This window comes from Polynucleobacter meluiroseus (assembly GCF_900205755.1).
Taxonomy (GTDB): domain Bacteria; phylum Pseudomonadota; class Gammaproteobacteria; order Burkholderiales; family Burkholderiaceae; genus Polynucleobacter; species Polynucleobacter meluiroseus.
The window spans coordinates 49,874-69,484 of the sequence record NZ_OANS01000001.1 but is presented as its reverse complement, the minus strand read 5'-3'; the positions used below and the strand labels follow the sequence as shown (position 1 = coordinate 69,484).

18 protein-coding genes and 1 riboswitch are annotated in these 19,611 nt (G+C 48.4%); of the genes, 6 read left to right on the top strand and 12 right to left on the bottom strand.

Translation table 11 applies throughout. The features are described 5' to 3' along the window. Positions 1–57: 57 nt before the first annotated feature. From glmS to CP950_RS00380, 5 genes are read right to left on the bottom strand one after another with little or no spacing between them, the layout of a single operon-like run. Positions 58–1,890 (bottom strand): glutamine--fructose-6-phosphate transaminase (isomerizing), encoded by a 1,833-nt coding sequence (gene glmS, locus CP950_RS00400; protein WP_096671890.1) that lies wholly within the window; start codon positions 1,888–1,890, stop codon positions 58–60. Continuing rightward, entirely contained in the window at positions 1,890–3,341 is a 1,452-nt protein-coding gene (gene glmU / locus CP950_RS00395) for a bifunctional UDP-N-acetylglucosamine diphosphorylase/glucosamine-1-phosphate N-acetyltransferase GlmU (RefSeq protein WP_096671889.1), read from the bottom strand. The genes glmS and glmU overlap by 1 nt, the downstream gene beginning before the upstream one ends. After that, positions 3,338–4,246 (bottom strand): tRNA 2-thiocytidine(32) synthetase TtcA, encoded by a 909-nt coding sequence (gene ttcA, locus CP950_RS00390; RefSeq protein WP_096671888.1) that lies wholly within the window; start codon positions 4,244–4,246, stop codon positions 3,338–3,340. The genes glmU and ttcA overlap by 4 nt, the downstream gene beginning before the upstream one ends. A 32-nt stretch (positions 4,247–4,278) precedes the next feature. Further along, a complete protein-coding gene (locus CP950_RS00385) occupies positions 4,279–4,674 on the bottom strand; it encodes a dihydroneopterin aldolase (protein WP_096671887.1) in 396 nt (131 codons plus the stop codon). A gap of 32 nt (positions 4,675–4,706) precedes the next feature. Further along, positions 4,707–5,528: an SDR family oxidoreductase gene (locus CP950_RS00380; protein WP_096671886.1), complete on the bottom strand. Its 822-nt coding sequence runs from the start codon at positions 5,526–5,528 to the stop codon at positions 4,707–4,709. 24 nt (positions 5,529–5,552) lie between these two features. On the opposite strand from CP950_RS00380, the gene CP950_RS00375 reads away from it, so the two are divergent. After that, positions 5,553–6,740 (top strand): class I SAM-dependent methyltransferase, encoded by a 1,188-nt coding sequence (locus CP950_RS00375; protein ID WP_096671885.1) that lies wholly within the window; start codon positions 5,553–5,555, stop codon positions 6,738–6,740. An 11-nt stretch (positions 6,741–6,751) separates the two neighbouring features. Here CP950_RS00375 and CP950_RS00370 read toward each other — a convergent pair whose 3' ends face one another. From CP950_RS00370 to CP950_RS00360, 3 genes are read right to left on the bottom strand one after another with little or no spacing between them, the layout of a single operon-like run. Beyond that, a complete protein-coding gene (locus CP950_RS00370; protein ID WP_096671884.1) occupies positions 6,752–7,876 on the bottom strand; it encodes a tRNA nucleotidyltransferase/poly(A) polymerase-related protein in 1,125 nt (374 codons plus the stop codon). A 4-nt stretch (positions 7,877–7,880) separates the two neighbouring features. Next, the gene (locus CP950_RS00365; RefSeq protein WP_096671883.1) at positions 7,881–8,789 is read right to left on the bottom strand and encodes a complex I NDUFA9 subunit family protein; all 909 of its coding nucleotides are present in this window, start codon (positions 8,787–8,789) and stop codon (positions 7,881–7,883) included. A 23-nt stretch (positions 8,790–8,812) separates the two neighbouring features. Then, complete coding sequence (locus tag CP950_RS00360) at positions 8,813–10,705, bottom strand: lytic transglycosylase domain-containing protein (RefSeq protein ID WP_096672380.1); 1,893 nt, start codon at positions 10,703–10,705, stop codon at positions 8,813–8,815. A gap of 168 nt (positions 10,706–10,873) precedes the next feature. On the opposite strand from CP950_RS00360, the gene CP950_RS00355 reads away from it, so the two are divergent. Next, positions 10,874–11,509: a 5-formyltetrahydrofolate cyclo-ligase gene (locus CP950_RS00355; protein WP_096671882.1), complete on the top strand. Its 636-nt coding sequence runs from the start codon at positions 10,874–10,876 to the stop codon at positions 11,507–11,509. Here the strand turns inward: CP950_RS00355 and metF are convergent. From metF to metK, 3 genes are all read right to left on the bottom strand, one after another. Then, the gene (metF, locus tag CP950_RS00350; protein ID WP_096671881.1) at positions 11,498–12,328 is read right to left on the bottom strand and encodes a methylenetetrahydrofolate reductase [NAD(P)H]; all 831 of its coding nucleotides are present in this window, start codon (positions 12,326–12,328) and stop codon (positions 11,498–11,500) included. The two genes, CP950_RS00355 and metF, sit on opposite strands and share 12 nt — an antisense overlap. Positions 12,329–12,353: 25 nt before the next feature. After that, positions 12,354–13,799, bottom strand: a complete 1,446-nt coding sequence (gene ahcY, locus CP950_RS00345) for an adenosylhomocysteinase (RefSeq protein ID WP_096672379.1) — start codon at positions 13,797–13,799, stop codon at positions 12,354–12,356. A 61-nt stretch (positions 13,800–13,860) separates the two neighbouring features. After that, positions 13,861–13,971: riboswitch (S-adenosyl-L-homocysteine riboswitch) on the bottom strand. Positions 13,972–14,034: 63 nt separating this feature from the next. Continuing rightward, positions 14,035–15,207 (bottom strand): methionine adenosyltransferase, encoded by a 1,173-nt coding sequence (gene metK / locus CP950_RS00340; RefSeq protein WP_096671880.1) that lies wholly within the window; start codon positions 15,205–15,207, stop codon positions 14,035–14,037. Between the two features lie 203 nt (positions 15,208–15,410). On the opposite strand from metK, the gene CP950_RS00335 reads away from it, so the two are divergent. The 3 genes from CP950_RS00335 to dapF all read left to right on the top strand — a co-directional run bounded on the left by CP950_RS00335 (position 15,411) and on the right by dapF (position 18,123). Further along, a complete protein-coding gene (locus CP950_RS00335) occupies positions 15,411–16,286 on the top strand; it encodes a lysophospholipid acyltransferase family protein (RefSeq protein ID WP_096671879.1) in 876 nt (291 codons plus the stop codon). A gap of 13 nt (positions 16,287–16,299) precedes the next feature. Then, positions 16,300–17,205, top strand: a complete 906-nt coding sequence (locus CP950_RS00330) for an LpxL/LpxP family acyltransferase (RefSeq protein ID WP_096671878.1) — start codon at positions 16,300–16,302, stop codon at positions 17,203–17,205. Between the two features lie 75 nt (positions 17,206–17,280). Then, the gene (dapF, locus tag CP950_RS00325) at positions 17,281–18,123 is read left to right on the top strand and encodes a diaminopimelate epimerase (protein WP_096672378.1); all 843 of its coding nucleotides are present in this window, start codon (positions 17,281–17,283) and stop codon (positions 18,121–18,123) included. Positions 18,124–18,149: 26 nt separating this feature from the next. Here dapF and pyrE read toward each other — a convergent pair whose 3' ends face one another. Next, positions 18,150–18,818, bottom strand: coding sequence for an orotate phosphoribosyltransferase (gene pyrE, locus CP950_RS00320; RefSeq protein WP_096671877.1), 669 nt, complete (start codon positions 18,816–18,818; stop codon positions 18,150–18,152). 8 nt (positions 18,819–18,826) lie between these two features. Here pyrE and CP950_RS00315 point away from each other — a divergent pair, with 8 nt between their 5' ends. Beyond that, positions 18,827–19,609 carry an exodeoxyribonuclease III gene (locus CP950_RS00315; protein ID WP_096671876.1) on the top strand — a complete coding sequence of 261 codons (783 nt, stop codon included), beginning with the start codon at positions 18,827–18,829 and terminating at the stop codon, positions 19,607–19,609. Positions 19,610–19,611: the final 2 nt, after the last annotated feature.

Genomic DNA, 19,611 nt, shown 5'->3' with positions numbered 1-19,611 from the left:
ACACAAGGTTTTGTAACACCCTGATTTTCTTGCTTAATTTTTAATAGGCCAATCTACTTACTCTACGGTCACACTTTTTGCTAAGTTTCTTGGCTTATCAACATCCGTACCCAAAGCACAGGCCGTGTGATAGGCCAAGAGTTGTAGCGGCACTACGTGCAAGATGGGCGAGAGATTGCCATAGTGTTCTGGCAGGCGGATGACCTGAATGCCTTCACTACTTGCAATCTCGGTGTCATGGTCAGCAAAGACGTAGAGCTTGCCGCCGCGTGCTTTTACTTCTTGCATATTCGACTTGAGCTTTTCCAGCAATTCATCCTTAGGAGCGACTGTGACTACAGGCATTTTTTCCGTGACTAAGGCCAGTGGGCCGTGTTTTAACTCGCCTGCTGGATAGGCTTCCGCGTGAATATACGAAATTTCTTTTAACTTCAGAGCGCCCTCTAAAGCAATGGGGTAATGCATGCCGCGTCCTAGAAACAGCGCATTCTCCCATTTCGCAAAATGGGTACTCCAAGCAATGATCTGCGGCTCTAGAGCTAAAACTGCTTGCAAGGCTTTTGGTAAATGGCGCAATTCTCGTAACAGCGACTTCTCTTGCTCTGGCGTAATTCTGCCAGCCCGTTTTGCCAGGGAGATAGCGAGTACATATAAAGCCACTAATTGCGTGGTGAACGCTTTAGTAGATGCCACCCCAATCTCAGTGCCTGCTTTGGTGAGAAATTTCCAGCGAGTTTCACGCACCATGGCGCTACTATCCACATTGCAAATAGCCAAGGTTAACTCATGGCCTAAGCTCTGGGCATGGCGTAAGGCGGCTAAGGTGTCCGCTGTTTCACCAGATTGAGAAACAACCACAATCAAGGTCTTGGGATTTGGCACGCTAGTTCGATAGCGATATTCACTCGCGATTTCTACCTGTGTAGGTATGCCGGCAAGATCTTCTATCCAATATTTCGCTACACAAGCTGAGTAGTAACTAGTTCCACAGGCAAGAATTAAAACCTGATCAAACTTTTGCCATTCCTGCGCAGTGGCATTAAAGAGCTCTGGTCCAAAGCTTGCAATATTTGCCAAGGTATCGCTGATGGCGCGGGGCTGCTCAAAAATCTCTTTTTGCATGTAATGCTGATACGGGCCCAAATCAACGGAATCCGCTTGGGCTGGCATGGGCTTATGTGCTCTTTGCACCACCTGACCGAATGCGTCAATAATCTGTATGCCTTTGGCTTGCAACACAGCGACATCACCTTCTTCCAAATAGAGCATGGAATGAGCTCGGCCCGCCAAGGCAAGAGCATCTGACGCCAAGAAGTTTTCATTATCACCAAGCGCCACAACTAGGGGTGAGCCAACCCGCGCGCCAATCAAGATATCTGGTTGATCTTGCGCAATAACCCCGATCGCATAAGCGCCATGTAAACGCGGCAATACCGATCGAACTGCAGCAACCAGATCGACCTGCTTAGTCTCGGTATAAGCTCGGTGAATCAAATGTGCAATAACCTCTGTATCCGTTTCTGAAGCGAAGATATACCCAAGGGCCTTTAGCTCATCACGAAGTACTTCATAGTTTTCAATAATGCCGTTGTGAACCACAGCTATCAAGCCATCTGAAATATGTGGATGGGCATTTTGAGTATCGGGTTTACCGTGGGTTGCCCAGCGTGTGTGGGCGATGCCCAAGGTGCCGTAAAAATCATTGCCTTGCGATGCTAATTCGGAGACACGAGCGGTGGTACGCGCACGCTCAATTAGATGTTGCGAATCATCTCCATTCATCACTGCAAAACCGCATGAGTCGTAGCCGCGATACTCAAGACGACGCAAGCCCTCGACTAATACTTCAACAATATTTTTTTGGGATACGGCACCAACAATTCCACACATTATTTTTTAGCCTTCACCGCGTTTTTGCTCTGGGCTTTTTTGGCAGCAGTCTTTTTAATCGGTCTTTGCCACTCCAAAGAAACTTGTTTTGCTCTTGAAACTGTCAACTGATTGGGTGGCGCGTCTTTCGTTAAGGTAGTACCAGCGCCCAAAGTGGCACCTCGGCCGACACGCACTGGAGCAACTAGCTGCGTATCAGAGCCAATAAAAACATCGTCCTCAATAATCGTTTGGTGTTTGTTAACGCCATCGTAATTACAAGTAATCGTTCCTGCGCCAATGTTGACGCGCGCGCCCACAATGGAATCTCCCACATAACTTAAATGATTGGCTTTGCTCTGCGCAGCGATAGTGCTGTTCTTCACTTCCACAAAATTACCAATATGAACATCCTGCGCCAAATCTGCGCCAGGACGTAAGCGTGCATAAGGGCCGATAACAGAGTTCGCTCCAACTTGTGCACCATCAATATGACTAAATGCATGAATTGCCACGCCCTTATCAATCACGCTATTGCGGATGACACAGTAAGGACCAATCTTTGTTCCTGAGGCCAAGGTAACGCGCCCCTCAAAAATACAACCTACGTCGATAGAAACGTCCGTACCGCATTCCAAACTGCCACGGACATCTATCCGCGCGGGATCTGCTAGTGCTACACCACTATCCATCAGTTGTTGCGCTAGGTTCAGTTGATGCACTCGTTCTAATGCCGCCAGTTGATCGCGGCTGTTCACACCTACTGTTTCAAATGCGGCATCGGCTTGAGTCGTCCGAATCGGTACGCCGTCCTTTGCTGCCATGGCAATCACATCCGTCAAGTAGTACTCACCTTGGGCATTGCTTGCACCTAAGGCTTTTAGCCATTTCTTGAGCGAGCCGGTCGGCAATACCATGATGCCGGTGTTAATTTCTAGTATCCGCTTCTGCTCTGCCGTTGCATCCTTCTCTTCAACGATCTCCAGCACCGACCCATCTCCACCTCTGATGATGCGGCCATACCCAGTGGGATCATTTAAGTTCTGTGTGAGCAAGGCCAAGGCGGAATCTTGTCCGCGTGCACCATCAGCTAATTTAGCCAATTTGCTGAGTGTCTTTTTAGCAGTCAAGGGTACGTCGCCGTAGAGCACTAACGTTGGCACATTAACGTCTAACTTAGTCAGGGCTTGCAATAAGGCATGCCCAGTCCCTTTTTGCTCAGCTTGCAGTACGGTCTTGACACTTGCAAAAGCGGGATCAGCTTGACCAGCCGCCTCAAGAAATGCCTTGACCTCTGCCGCACCATGACCGATAACCACAATCGGGCCAGAGCTCGTTTGCTTACCCTGTAAAGATAAAGCCGTACTCAATACATGGGAAAGCAAAGGTTTTCCTGCCAAGGTTTGTAATACTTTGGGGAGGGCGGACTTCATCCGCTTTCCTTGCCCGGCAGCCAAAATGACAATATTCATAAGGAAATATTATAAGCACCCTGAATAAGGGTTCCGGAGACTAATTCATCGAATTCTTTTTCGTCGATACCCTTATCGCCACCAGCTCGAGCAGCAATTCCAGATAAAGCTGTGGAGACCTCTAGGTTTTGGAAATCAAAAGCCTCTCTATCCATTAAATGGGAGGGCACGATATGGTGCATTGAGCGAAATAGATTCTCCACCCTACCAGGAAATTTCTTTTCCCAATCACGTAACATTTCTTTCATGGCACCCCTTTGCAAATTGGGCTGACTGCCACATAAATTGCAAGGAATGATAGGGAAGTTCATATCACTTGAATACCGCTCCAGCAACTTTTCCGGTACGTAAGCTAGGGGACGAATCACCATATGCTTGCCATCATCTGAGCGTAGCTTAGGGGGCATTCCCTTAAGCTTGCCCGCAAAGAACATATTCAGCAATAAAGTCTCAAGGATGTCATCACGATGATGACCTAAGGCAATCTTGGTAGCGCCCAATTCATCGGCGACACGATACAAAATTCCTCGACGTAAACGCGAGCACAGACCACAAGTTGTTTTCCCTTCAGGAATCACTCGCTTGACGATGCTATAGGTATCTTGGGTTTCTATGTGATACGGCACGCCTAAACTACTGAGATAGTTTGGCAATATCTCCGCAGGAAACTCTGGTTGCTTTTGATCGAGATTAACCGCAATGATTTCAAAATCAATGGGGGCACGCTCGCGCAGTTTTAATAAGACATCGAGCATGGCGTAACTATCTTTGCCACCAGAAACACAGACCATGACCTTGTCGCCATTTTCAATCATGTTGAAATCGCCAATAGCTTGGCCAACTAAGCGGCAGAGTTTTTTCTCGAGCTTGTTTTCTTCAAAAATAAGTTTACGCGTATTGCTCATGCCTCTATCGATTCTCTTCTCTTCACCGTTCGTTATTGTGGCTTCATGCGAAAGACTTCGACGCCGACAGAATGACAATCTGGATAGACATCGGGTTTAGCGGTGCTTACGCGCGCAGCCAGAACCTTGGGATGCTTCAACATGGCCGCAAGAATGTCATCACAAAAGGTTTCTTGCAATTGGATATGGCCCTGCGAGGCAATAGTCTTGATGGTCTCGCGCATGAAGTCGTAGTCCACTACTTCGTTTAATTGATCCATGGAGGGAGTGCTCATCGAAAGCGGAATATATAAATCGACATTCAAGGTAACGCGCTGTTCTGCGAGTTTTTCAAAATCATGGACACCGATATTGATATAAATTTCATAGTCACGCAGAAAGAGACGGCGACAATCAACTAAAGCAGGATGAGTCAAGATTGTATGCATGCAGGTTCTCTTTATTATTTTTTAATAGTGTATTAATTTGTTTTAAACATCACATCACGAGTCGATGGCAGCAAATGTTGGCCACCGTCTACGTAGAGAGTTGTACCGGTAATAGCAGTCGCATTAGCCAAAAAGAGTGCGGCTGACGCGATGTCATTTGGAGTGGAAGATTTTCGTAAAGGCGTCATTTGATGAGCCTGCGCAAAACCAGTTTCAGTTTGATCGCCCGATGGCAGAGAAATGCCGGGAGCCAAACCGACTACGCGCAGGTGGGGAGCACAGTCCATTGCCAGCAACTCCACCGAAGCAAGTAGCGCGCTCTTAGATAAGGTGTATGACAAATAATCCGGATTAGGATTAATTAACTTTTGATCTAGCAAGTGAATCACGGAGGGAATAATCTCGGGGACCACTGCCAGCGGATTGTCTTGAGATTTACACCAATCGAACATCAACTGAGAAAGCAAAATAGGAGCGGCGACATTCACCTGCATATGCTCTTGCAAGCTTGGAAAACTTAATGGAGTGGGAGAATTGGCGCGGTCATACTCAAAGATGGAGGCGCTGTTAATAACGCAATGCAGGTTGTCAAAGGTGTTCACCACGTCGCTAAATAGGCGCTTCACCTCTGCCTCCTGCCCCAAGTCAGCCTGAAAAGCCTGCGCATTCGACCCTAATTCTCGAATCTCTTCCACAGTGGCAAACGCTTCTCTAGCAGATTGGCCATAATGGACGGCTACATCCCAGCCTTGTCTAGCAAAAGCTAAGGCGATTTCGCGACCCAGGCGCTTTGCTGCGCCAGTCACTAAGACTGCTTTCTTTTGCTGCGCGGTAGGTATTGAACTGGGGTTCACTTAAATTCTCTTAGACTAGCGACTATGGATATTACCTTGACCAGCGCAGAAATGGAGCACAGCCAGCTCCTTAGTACAAAAATTGCCCATGAAATTGATTCTCGGGGCGGTTGGATCCCCTTTTCCCGCTATATGGAGATGGCCTTATATGAGCCTGGCTTCGGTTACTACAGCGCGGGAGCCCATAAATTAGGGGCAGGCGGAGATTTCACTACAGCGCCTGAGCTTTCACCGCTTTTTGGTGCAACTATTGTCACTACCTTGCTACCCATATTGGAGGGCTTGAAGGCTAGAGGCCTACCCACACAAATTCTGGAGTTTGGTGCTGGCACTGGAAAACTAGCGCAATCCATCCTAAGCCGTCTTGCTGAGCTTGATTTTGGGCTAGATCGTTACGACATCATTGAAATCTCTCCCGATCTTGCGCAAAAACAAGAAAAGCGACTCAGCCAGCTGCTCACTGAAAAAGCACTCCCAACACAATGCACTTGGTTAACTGCGCTACCAAAAGACTATCAAGGCATTATTTTGGCAAACGAGGTGATTGATGCCATCCCTTGTGAGGCCATCATCTATCAGAATGGTTTTTGGTATTGGTACGGGGTCACATTTGCAAATGATCAATTCCTTTGGAAAAGTGGGCAACCTGTTGAGCAAGATTTACTACCCGAGGCCTTGCTTACCAGTCACTTTTCAGAGGGCTATGTGACTGAACTCCATTTACAAGCCAACGCGTGGATCCGTCATGTGGCACAACAATTGGACACCGGCTTATTTCTGACCTTTGATTATGGGTTTCCAGAAAACGAGTATTACCATCCGCAAAGACTGGCGGGGACTTTAATGGCGCATCATCGCCACCATGCTATTCAAGACCCCTTTCATTTACCGGGTCTGTGTGATTTAACGACCCACGTGGAGTGGCTGCAACTGGCTCGTAATGCGCTGGCAGAAAACGTAGATGATGTTTTTCTCACTAATCAAGCAGCCTATTTGCTAGATGCGGGTATTGGCGATATCGCCTTGGAAATAGGAGACCCTACTAAGCCAGAAATATTTTTGCCCATCTCGAATGCTCTGCAAAAACTATTGTCTGAAGCTGAGATGGGCGAACTCTTTAAAGCCTTCGCTTTCTCAAAGAAATTGCAGACTTTATTACCCGATTACAGATTAGAAGATTTGCCGGGACTCAGGGGCAGGAACCGACTGTAATTTAGAGCGCGCTAGAGAGCTGTAGCAATTGCCAACAAGCGCGCTTCTTCAACAGCACTCTTAATCCGCTCGCCGTTCAAGCGATCGACTTCTGAAAGTCTCACAATGATTTCAGCTGGATTAAGTTGTTGAGCAGCCAACATCGCCTCGTTTAAACGGCTGACTTGAACGCCTATGCTCTGCGCCAACTTCATTAAAGCTTGAGCACGCTCTGGTTTACGCCAAACATCGGCGCGATTAAACCAAGTCAAAACCCCATTTGCTTGATAGGCCCCATCTTTATGCTGCATGGTTAGTTGATGCAAGGTGCTGAAAATTTCACAGAAGTCCCGCACCTCATGAGGCATGCGCACCTGCTCAGACCAGTCACGAATCTCCTGTGCAGGCAAATGCATCAACACGACTGCGCAGCGATTTTCAAGACGCACATCACTTGCATGCAGGTATGCGATCAATTCTTCACGATAAGACTCTTCTACCAGTTCGTTCACTAAAGCTTCAGGCAAGAGTGCTTTTGCTGCTCCCGTATCGAGTAACACTTGAAACATACGCATTGGCTTGTCAGCAATAAAGCCCCTAGCCAACTCTTGCCAAACTCGCTCAGGGGATAAGGCTGCTAACTCGCCTGAATGCACAATGGCCTTTAGAGCATCTAATGTTTCTGCTGCAACAATAAATTCAGGAAAGCGCGCAGCGAAACGGGCGATCCGCAATAGGCGGAGAGGGTCCTCTGCAAACGCATCCGAGACATGACGAAATACTTTTTTAGCTAAATCTTCTTGACCATTGTAAGGATCGATAATCGGGCCGAACCACTGACCATTGGCATCTACTTCTTGCGCCATGGCGTTAATCGTCAAATCGCGGCGCTCCAAATCTTCTTCTAAAGTCACCGTGGGGTCAGCATAGAACATGAAGCCCCTGTACCCTACGCCGGTCTTACGCTCCGTGCGTGCCAAGGCATACTCAGCCTGAGTATCTGGATGCAAAAAAACGGGGAAATCTTTTCCAACTGGGCGAAATCCTAGTGCAAGCATCTCATCGACGCTAGCACCCACGACGACATAATCCACATCGTGCACAGGCAAAGCCATCAGAGTATCTCGTATGGCTCCGCCTACAGCATAGATTTTCATTGGCTTATTTCATGCCTTCAAGTGTGCGTCGACTGATCCCGAACACATCAGTAAGGGCATCTTGGCCATTGAGCGGCAAAATATTAGGCGACTTCATTGAGTCGATATTGTCCCGCGACATTAAAGTAGGCAGCGGTAGATATTCAAAAGCAAGGGCTTGCAAATAGCCTACAAAATCAGGCACAGGAATAATCACGCACTTACTATGCACCTTCTTAGCCGCAAACTCCACAATCTGTTTCATGGTGTAAACGGTAGGACCAACCAAATCATATGACTGATGAATCGTATTTGGCATCTTGAGTGACTTAGTAAACGCACTGGCTACATCATCGACGCTCACCGGCTGAAACTGCGCTCCTGAATGTGCCAAAGGCATAACTGGTAAAAACTTGGTGAGCTTGGCGAAAAGGTTAATGAATTGATCTTGCGCTCCAAATACTACGGAAGGCCTAAAAATAGTCCAATCTAAATTGCTGGCCACCACTGCAGCCGCACCATCGCCCTTGCTTCGCTGATACATAGAAGGTCCATGCGAGTCTGCGCCTAAGGCACTCATATGAAGGTAGCGCTTGAGGCCGGCCAATTGCATTGCGGTAATAATATTTTTAGGTAAATCTACATGAGCGGCTTTAAATCCTGAGCCATAGGGCTCACCCGGTTTGTCATGCAACATTCCGACCAAGTTAATGACTGCCCCACTTGGCTTGATCCGAGCGCACAGTTTTTGTAAATCATCGAACTCTTGTACATCTGCCTCTTCAAGATGAATCTTTGGCAACATCCGTAATTCACGCGCACTGGCCATGTGACGGGTTGGCATTAATACGGAATATCCTGCGGCCTGTAATTGGGCGGCTAGGACTCTACCAACAAAGCCATTGCCGCCGATCAATAAGATGTCATATTTCATAGAGTTCCAATGGTGAGAAGTGCTTAGGGTAATTCTGATTGAGAGGCTACTTTAGGAGCAATGACGCCTAAGCGCTGCTTTAAAGATTGCACTTGGCCGTTCATTACCGCTGAATAATAAGTCGCGTTGGCTAAGACATTCTTCACGTAAGTGCGTGTCTCATTAAATGGAATGGTTTCAACAAAGATGGCGCCCTCAGTGGGGCTGGTGAGTTTTTCACGCCAGGCTTTTGATCGAGACGGGCCCGCGTTATAGGCGGCCGATGCCAACACCCATGAACCATCTAAATCGCCAAGAACCATATTGAGATAGTTGCTTCCCAAAGTCAGATTCGTACCAGTATCACTCAAACGCTCGTTGGTGTAAGAAGTCATACCAATTTTCTTTGCAACATACTTGGCAGTATTCGGCATCACCTGCATTAATCCAGAGGCACCGACTGAAGAGGAGGCGTTCATGATGAAGCGAGATTCTTGACGAATCAATCCGTAGGTCCAAGCTAAGTTCAAATCTATTTGCTTGGCAATCGGGGACAGTTCATCTCGGTAAGGCGTTGGATAACGCAAACTAAAGTCATGCTCTTGCTTAGTTCGATCCGCAGTATTCACTACGCGGTCATACAGACTAATCCGTTTGGCATATTCGGCCGAAGCGAGCAACTGCTTATCACTCATATTGCGCAATTCCCAATTCCATTCACGATTGCCTTCAAAGCGCAGATTCATGGCATATAAGCGCTCACCCCTGACAAAGCCCTTGCGCGTGGCCATCGCATCGATTTCTTGATCTGTCACTTTAGTTTTAGCAGGCGCGTGATTGCTTTTACCCAGCTCTTCACGCGCTAGTTGTCCATAGAAGTTGAACTGGTCTGCAATCAGCTCAAAATTTTCGCGCGCTTTGTCATTTTGACCGCTCACTGCTAGAGCGCGTCCGTACCAATAGGTCCATGCGGGGTCTTTAGTCCGCACAGCTGGGTTCATACCCTCAATTCCACCTTTCACTAAGGTCCAATCTTTTGCTCGCAAACCAGCGCGCACTTTCCACTCTTGACTTTCGGTGGATAAAAGCTCGTTGTAACCCAACTCTTGTTGCAAACGATAGGCATCATCCGCATTTGAATCCAATGATTTTGCCAAAAACTGGCCAATGACTCCCCAAGCAACCGCTTGGTTCTCTTTGCTGTAACGCGCGGCATTGCGTGAAAACTCTTTATAAGTTTTTGCTGGGTCGGCTTTGGCAGCTTTCACGATATCCGCAATCGGATCTTCTCCACCTACACGGCGCGCCATAGTGTCAAAACCCATTTCACTGGCTGCTCGGCCCAAAGCCTTGGCTTCACTTGGGCTGAGTCCACCAGCCCCCGCTAAAGCGGGCACAAGCTCTTGACAGGCCTGTCCGTAATAACGCGGATCGGTCAGCACGGCACGGGCGTCTATTCCCACTTTCGTTGGGTTTTCTCCCTGTGCTAATTTTGCTTGCAGGGCGTAGCACTTTACTTGGGTGTCATCGTCCAATACAAACTTAGGGTATTCGGCGTCAAAGCGGGCCCAGTCCTTACGCTTACCCAAAACCAATAACCAATCGTTCCGCATCCGATCAGCGAGAGCGCTGCCTTGATATTGATTTAAAAAAGCCAGAACTTGAGAATCTGCAATGGTGTCTGCACGAGCGCCTCCAGCACTATCAAATAACTGTGGCTTGATGCGAAAGTAGGCAACGTAATCGTCGTATGGGTAGTTCACTAAGCTAGCTGCAAGTTGTTGGGTGCGCGGTACGTCATTCTTTTTAGCGGCTTCACGTAATTCCATGAAAGTTCGGTCGCTATCGGTAAGATCCGCTGCTGTTACCTTATTTACATACGACTTGGCTTGACTCGATTTCTTAACGGCGTCAGCTGCCTGGCTCGGGCTGCCCATAGCAAAAGCCAAGAGCAGCGCTCCGAAGCAAAGCGGATATGTGCTTTTTCGCGTTCCAAACTTCTTTTTCAATTTCCAGCCTTATTTAAATCATTAAAAATGGTACTTCTTTATTGCTCCGAAGACTGTGCTTCAGCAATGACTTCATTTCTCAATTTTCGCCTGATAATGTCGGTTATGCACGGCAATTCTGTAAAAACCCTCCGTCAAGACTTATTGGCGCAAAGAAAAAGCTTTGCGGCTTGCGGCGACGATGTGCCCTTAAAGACCGCCCTGCTCTCTCATTTGCAGGACTTTCTCCAAAAGAACGCCTCTCGCTTAGGATCTATCGCCCTATATTGGCCAATTCAAGATGAAGTTGATCTGCGCGGTTCTTTGCTCACTTGGGTCGAGGAGGATAAAGCGCGACGGCTCTGCTTACCTTTTGCACGCCCAGACAAACATTTAGATTTTTATGCTTGGCAAGAGGGTGACACCTTAATTCCTAGTCAGCACGGCGTACCCGAGCCTGATCCCAATAATCCGCGTAGGGCTCAAATCGCGCCAGACTGTATTTTGATTCCTTGCGTAGGCTGGTCTGAATCGATGAGTGCAACTAGGCACTATTTTTGGCGCCTTGGCTACGGTGGTGGCTACTTTGACCGCACCTTAGCCCAATTAAGACAGGCTAAACCAGACTTACTCTGCGTGGGTATTGGTTTTGATTGGCAAAAACTCAATGATGCCCAATGGCAAAGTCAAACGCATGATGAACCTCTGGACATCATGCTGACCGAATCAGGCATCCACAACTCAGCTCGGTAAATTCAGATTCTCGGTGATGCCAAGAACGGCATCCGCTTGATTGAGGGAGTAAAAATGGATACCGGGCGCGCCAACAGACAATAGTTGGTCGCACAAGTCAGTTACCACCTCTTCGCCAAAAGCGCGGATAGAAGCAGTGTCATCACCATAGGATTGCAAACGCAAACGAATCCAACGAGGAATTTCAGCGCCGCAGGCATCTGAAAAACGCAGCAGTTGCGTACTATTGGTAATCGGCATGATCCCAGGGATGATTGGCTGGGTAACTCCTAAGTCGTATGCCTCATCCACAAAACGGAAGTAAGCATCGCTGTTATAAAAATACTGGGTCACCGCGGAATTCGCGCCCGCTTTCATTTTTTGTACAAAGAAGCCAATATCACTCGCTGGTGACTTTGCTTGCGGGTGACTTTCTGGATAAGCTGCAACATCAATATGAAACCAGTCGCCTGTCTCGAGACGAATAAATTCCACTAATTCATTAGCGTGATGGAACTCACCGTACTGCCCCATACCAGATGGCAGGTCACCGCGTAAAGCGACAATACGCTTAATGCCTAAAGCTTGATACTGCTTGAGCATCTCGCGCACGCTATCGCGCGAACTGCCAACACAAGATAAATGGGGCGCTACGCTTGCGCCAGCAGCGTGAATATCACTCACTACCTTTAATGTCCCTGACTGCGTAGAGCCGCCAGCCCCAAAGGTCACGGAATAAAACGCGGGCTTGAGTTCCTCACTCAAACGCTCGCGCACCAGCCGTAACTTGTTTTCTCCCTCTGGTGTTTTTGGAGGGAAGAATTCAATACTTAATTCCATGATCTTGGGCCTGTCTACTTTCTGATTAATAACGATAGTGGTCGGTCTTGTATGGACCTTCCTTTGTTACACCAATGTAGGTGGCCTGCTGGTCAGATAAAACCGTTAATTGCGCATTGAGAGTTTTGAGCTGTAAACGCGCCACTTTTTCATCTAAGTGCTTAGGCAAGGTGTAGACGCCGACTGGGTATTTATCAGTCCCTACCGCATTCCACAATTCAATCTGTGCAATCACTTGGTTTGCAAAAGAGGAGCTCATGACGTAAGAAGGGTGTCCAGTACCACAGCCCAGATTTACTAAACGGCCTTTTGCCAAAATGATGATGCGTCTCTCTGGCAAGCCATTGCTCGCAGGGAAAATCACATGGTCAACTTGGGGCTTGATTTCTTCCCAACGGTATTTTTCAATACCAGCAATATCGATTTCATTATCAAAGTGGCCAATGTTACAAACGATGGCTTGGTTCTTCATCTTCACCATATGGTCATGGGTAATCACATGGTAGTTACCGGTCGCGGAAACAAAGATATCGGCTTTATCAGCAGCGTAATCCATGGTTACAACGCGATAGCCTTCCATAGCTGCTTGCAAAGCGCAAATAGGATCGACTTCGGTCACCCATACTTGTGCTGACAAAGCACGCAAGGCTTGCGCTGAGCCTTTACCCACATCGCCGTAACCACAGACCACAGCAACCTTACCAGCCACCATGACATCCGTTGCACGCTTGATTGCGTCAACTAAAGATTCGCGGCAACCATAGAGATTGTCGAACTTACTCTTAGTCACGGAGTCATTTACGTTGATTGCTGGGAACATCAATTCGCCCTTAGCAAACATTTGATAGAGGCGATGTACGCCAGTAGTAGTTTCTTCGGTGACGCCTTTAACTTTAGCTAAGCGCGTTGAGTACCAAGTAGGGTCAATGGCCAGCTTGTTCTTGATAGCGGCAAACAAGATTGTTTCTTCTTCGCTACTAGGGTGGCTGATGCAAGCTTGATCTTTTTCAGCACGGGCACCTAGGTGTAGCAACAAAGTTGCGTCGCCACCATCATCCAAAATCATATTGGTGTAACCGCCATCCGCCCACTCGAAGATGCGGTGCGTGTAATCCCAATACTGCTCGAGGGTCTCACCTTTAATCGCAAACACGGGGGTACCGTTGGCAGCAATGGCTGCGGCGGCATGATCCTGAGTGGAGAAAATATTACAGGAAGCCCATTGCACTTCTGCACCCAAGGCTTCGAGCGTTTCAATCAATACCGCTGTTTGAATGGTCATGTGCAAGGAGCCAGTGATGCGCGCCCCACGCAAGGGTTGTTGCGTTGCGAATTCATCACGAATTGCTATCAGGCCAGGCATCTCAGTTTCGGCAATCGCAATTTCTTTGCGGCCAAAATCCGATAAGGAAATATCTGCAATCGCGCAACGCGTTGCAACGAATTCGTTTAAATCTGTAACAGTGCTCATGAAAGCTCCAGCTAAATACGATTCAACGCTGGAGTAGATACTCGCTAGCCATTGAATCATGGGTTAGCGAGCGCGGTTGCAATTAGCAGGTCCTCGGGTTACTAAGGACTCACTCCCTTCAAGCCTGGGGAAACACTGGTTCGCAGTATTCCTTGCAACGCTCCTTGAAGGCATGGCGAAATTGTAATCAATTTCGCCATGTTCGACTGTATTACTACTTAACTATCACCACTTATTAGGCTGATAGGCCAGCTGCTGCACGTAATGCAGGCGCTTTATCACACTGCTCCCAAGTGAATTCAGGCTCTTCACGACCAAAATGGCCGTATGCAGCGGTTTTGCGATAAATTGGACGCAAGAGGTTCAGCATTTTCACAATGCCCTTGGGGCGCAAGTCAAAGTGCTCAGAAACCAATTGGGCGATCTTTTCATCGGCAATCTTGCCAGTACCAAAAGTACTCACCATCACGGATGTGGGCTTAGCAACGCCAATTGCGTAAGAGATCTGAATCAAGCACTTACTCGCTAAACCAGCGGCAACGATGTTCTTGGCAACATAGCGGCCAGCATAGGCTGCTGAGCGATCCACCTTGGAAGGATCTTTTCCGGAAAAAGCGCCACCACCATGGGGCGCTGCACCACCATAGGTATCAACAATAATTTTGCGCCCGGTTAAACCGCAGTCACCCTGTGGGCCACCGATCACAAATCGGCCTGTTGGATTGACCAAGAATTTAATCGCGCCTTTAATGAGATGCTTAGGCAATACCGGTTTAATGATTTCTTCGATCACCGCTTCGCGCAATTTCTCGAGCGAAATTTCTTCATCGTGCTGAGTGGATAACACGACGGTATCAATCGAATCAGGCTTGCCATCGACATAGCGCAGTGTTACTTGAGACTTAGCGTCAGGACGCAACCAATTTAAACGGCCATCACGACGTAAGTGGGACTGACGTTCCACTAAACGGTGCGCCAAATGAATCGGCATGGGCATGAGCTCAGTAGTCTCATCACAAGCATAGCCAAACATCAGACCCTGATCGCCAGCACCTTGGTCAAGGCCATCGTCATGCGCCTGATCTACACCCTGTGCAATGTCAGGACTCTGTTTGTCATAAGCCACTAATACAGCACAACCTTTATGGTCAATGCCGTATGCGGTGTTGTCATAGCCGATTTCACGCAAGGTATTTCGGGCGATCTGGATGTAGTCTACGTTCGCATTGGTGGTAATTTCGCCGGCGAGAACGACTAATCCGGTATTACACAGAGTTTCTGCAGCGACCCGTGCAGTGGGGTCCTGCTCCAAAATGGCATCTAAGATGGCATCGGAGATTTGGTCGGAAACTTTGTCTGGGTGACCTTCAGAGACGGATTCTGAGGTGAAGAAGTAATCATTTGCCATTGCATATTCCTTAAGAAAATTAACACGATCTAATGGACAACTCGACGTGCCAGGAACCACAACGGCGACGCTTTAGCAGAATTTATGAATCGCCCTGCAAGTTGCCTTAACTCAGCGATGAATTCATTCTATCTCAAAAGTAAGAAGGCCATCAAATTGATAAAGAAGTAGGGTCTTGCTTCAGCATTGAATATCATAGAAGGGTGAGAAAATTCCTACTTCAGATCGGCCTAAAGCTCATTGCCGCCTGCCCACTTGGTTTTACCCAAATAATAGGTGCTGCCTTAGGCATGTTGGCTTATGCGGGCTCCCAGCAATACCGCGCCCTTTTTCGCCCCCAATATGAGGCCGTCATGCAGGCGCGTCACCTGCCAATAGCGCTTTGGACTGCCGTCAAGGCCTCTGGAATGCTGTTTTCGGATAGCTTATGGATTTGGCGTAATCCCCAAAAAGCCCTGAAGTTGGTCGAAGTGCAAGATTGGGACGTAGTGGAGTCAGCTATTAGCGAGGGACATGGTTTAGTCATGTTGACTCCCCACCTTGGTGGCTTCGAGATTATTCCCCGCGTCCTAGCTCAACATTTTCCAGCGACTATTTTGTATCGGCCCTCACGTCAAGAATGGCTTAACGAGGTAGTGGAAGAGGGTCGCTCTTATCCCAATATGCATTTTGTGCCCACGAATCTACATGGGGTGCGCCAAATGACGCGCGCCCTCACCCGTGGGGAAGCCATAGGCATTCTGCCGGATCAAGTTCCAAGTGGCGGTGAAGGGGTTTGGGTGCCCTTTTTTGGGCGTCCTGCTTACACAACTCCTTTGCCAGCCCGTCTAGCCAATCGCAACAACACCCCGATCGTCATGTTTACTGCTAAACGCAAGGCGCTTGGTCAAGGATGGCTCATGCAAGCAACTCGCTTGGCGCCACTCCCTGAAGATTCAGTTTCGGCGGCAACCGAACTGAACATCGCCATCCAAAATGCCATTTTGATTGCGCCCAATCAGTTTATTTGGGCGTACAACCGCTACAAACATCCGGCTGGCGCAGAATTGCCGCCCGAGACTGAACAAGCCATCCACTGATAAGACGGTCACGATGACTTACTTACAAAACATCTTGAATTTCCTGTCGCTTAAATTACTGCGTCTATTTGCTTTTTTGCCTTACTCAATGACGGTGCAAATGGGCTATGGCTTGGGTTGGTTAGCTGCGCATATTCCCAATGAGCGTGCCCGCGTTGTCAAAGTCAATTTGCGCCTGTGCTTTCCCAACCTAAACGAAACAGAGATTGACGATCTTGCACTCCAGCATTGGAAGTTATTTGGTCGCAGTGTTTTGGAAAGAAGTCGCATCTGGTTGGGTAGTGGCAAACAAATTACGGATATTGTCACCATCAAGTCGGCCATTACTTTGGGTGATCGCAAGCCGCGACTCCTCATCAATCCTCATTTTGTTGGGCTCGAGGGTGGCTTTATGGCCCTCTCCGCTCTCGCCAGTCAACATGATTGGCCCCGAGGTGCAGGCCTGTATCAAAACATGAAGAATCCCTTCTTCAACCAAAAGATGATTGAGTGGCGTAATCGCTTTGGCGGTAAATCCATCGAAAGGCAGAGTCGTCTACGCGACCTGATTCGAGAAATCCAAACAGGGAATTTCATCTTCATTGCTCCTGATATTGATTTGGGACCGCGCGATTCAATCTTTGTGCCTTTCTTTGGCATTCAAACAAGCACCATTACCTCAGTGTCTCGTTTGGCCAAAATGAGTGGGGCGGAAGTCTGCCTCATGACAACCACCCTCAACCCGGATCTGCGCGGCTATACCTGCAATATCACCGCGCCTCTGCCAAACTTCCCAAGCGATAGCGTCGAAGAAGACACTGCGCGTTTAAATCGAGTCATTGAGGACCTTGTTCGCGAAAGACCAGCGGAGTACTATTGGGTACATAAACGCTTTAAACACCGGCCCCCTGGCGAGCCTAGCATCTATCAAAAAACCTGACTTATCGGACCTCATGTGAGCGCAACTTTATACCCAACCTCGGACACAGCCTCCCGCAAACTCCGCTTTACCAAAATGCACGGGGCTGGAAATGATTTCATTGTGCTCAATGGAATTGATCAGGATCTTGCCAACATCACACCCGACCAATGGCGAAAGTTAGCGCACCGACAGTTAGGCGTTGGCGCAGATCAAATTTTGATAGTTGAAAAAGCCACTCGACCTGATGCTGATTTTCGGTATCGTATTTTTAATGCGGATGGTGGCGAAGTAGAGCAATGCGGCAACGGTTCGCGTTGCTTTGTGCGCTTCATACAAGATCAAGGGCTCTCTTCTAAGAACCCCCTTCGCGTGGAGGTGGCTCATACCGTGCTGACCCTCAAGTCACACCCCGATGGTCAAGTAGAGGTGGATATGGGCGCACCTATCTTTGAGCATGACTTCATTCCATTTAATGCCGCAGGACTTCATACCCTGCAAGAATTTCATGAGACCTTGTATGCCTTACCTTTGACAACGCCAGCCACACACGATAGTTGGGTTGGGGTTGTGTCGATGGGTAACCCGCATGCGGTTCAGGTAGTCGGCGATATCAATAGCGCGCCCGTTTTGGAAGAGGGGCCTTCGATAGAAAAGCATGGCGCCTTTCCAAACCGAGTCAATGCGGGATATATGCAAATACTCAATCGCCATGAGATCCATTTAAGGGTCTTTGAGCGAGGAGCGGGTGAGACCCTAGCCTGCGGCACTGGTGCTTGTGCTGCGGTAGTCTCAGGCATTCGTCGAGGCTTGTTGGACTCTCCAGTCACGGTTCATACTCGGGGTGGTGATTTACTCGTTGCTTGGGGTGGCGTGGCCCAGCCCGTCATCATGACTGGTCCCGCCATGACCGTCTTTGAGGGCGAGGTAGCGATTTAAAGTAAATCGCTAAAGTCTTCCTCGATCTAAATGCCGTACTTTTCTCGGTAAGCCCGCACTGCTGGCAAATATTGATTTAGCTGTGCATCACTCGACGCAGTTAAAAAAGACATTAAGTCGGTTAAATTGGCAATAGCGATCACGGGTAAGCCCAGCTCCTCTTCGACAGCCTGTACCGCAGACTTCTCGCCAATGTCAACAGCAGTACCTGACTTTTCCATACGATCTAGGGCAATTAAAACGGCGACGGGCTCAGCGCCAGCCGCCCGAATCAGATTGACTGACTCTCTTACCGACGTCCCGGCGGAGATCACATCGTCCACAATCACAACCTTGCCTTTAACGGGTGCGCCCACCAATGAGCCGCCCTCACCGTGATCTTTTGCTTCCTTCCGGTTGTAGGCATATGGAACATTACGCCCCTCATCAACCAAAGCAATGGCAGTGGCGGCCGCAAGCGTGATGCCTTTATAGGCTGGTCCATACAACATATCGAAAGCCACTTTGGACTGCTGCAAGGCTTTCGCGTAGTAGCTTCCTAAGGCACGTAAACGTGCGCCATCATTAAATCCACCCGCATTAAAAAAATAAGGTGAGAGACGTCCTGCTTTGGTTTTAAACTCCCCAAATGACAAAACATTTGCCTCTAAGGCGAATTGAATGAAGTTATCTTGATTAGAATTTTTTGAGCTCATAGGCCTCCATGTTACGCATCATTTCTGCCAACCTCAACGGTATTCGCTCCGCAGTCAAAAAAGGCTTTCTACCTTGGGTAGTTCAGCAAAAGCCTGACTTTGTTTGCATGCAAGAATTAAAGGCGCAGAAAGACGACTTGGAGGATGCCATTCTTCATCCAGATGGCTTGAATGCCTACTTTCATCATGCTGAGAAAAAAGGTTATAGCGGCTGCGGGATTTATACCCCCCACCAACCCGATGAAGTGCTTTACGGCTATGGCAATGCTAAGTTTGATGCTGAGGGGCGATATGTTGAGGTGCGTTTTAAAAGGCTCTCTATTCTTTCGGTATACATGCCCTCTGGGTCTAGCTCACCTGAGCGCCAGGAAGCGAAATACCGCTATCTCGACTCTTTCTTGCCCCACTTAATTGAGCTTAAAAAGTCTGGTCGTGAAATAGTGCTCTGTGGTGATGTCAATATCGCCCACCACGAGATGGATCTCAAGAACTGGAAAGGCAACCTCAAGAACTCTGGCTTCTTGCCAGAAGAGCGAGCGTGGCTTACTAAGCTATTCGATCAAGTTGGATACGTCGATGTGTATCGCCAGTTAGAGCCAGAGGCAACGGACGCCTGCTACACCTGGTGGAGCAATCGGGGTCAGGCCTATGCCAAGAACGTGGGGTGGCGCATTGATTATCACCTTGCTACACAAGGGATTGCAGCGAGTGCGCAAAAAACGTCAGTGTATAAGGCAGAGCGCTTTTCAGATCATGCGCCCTTGACAGTGGACTACGACTGGCAGCTCTAGGC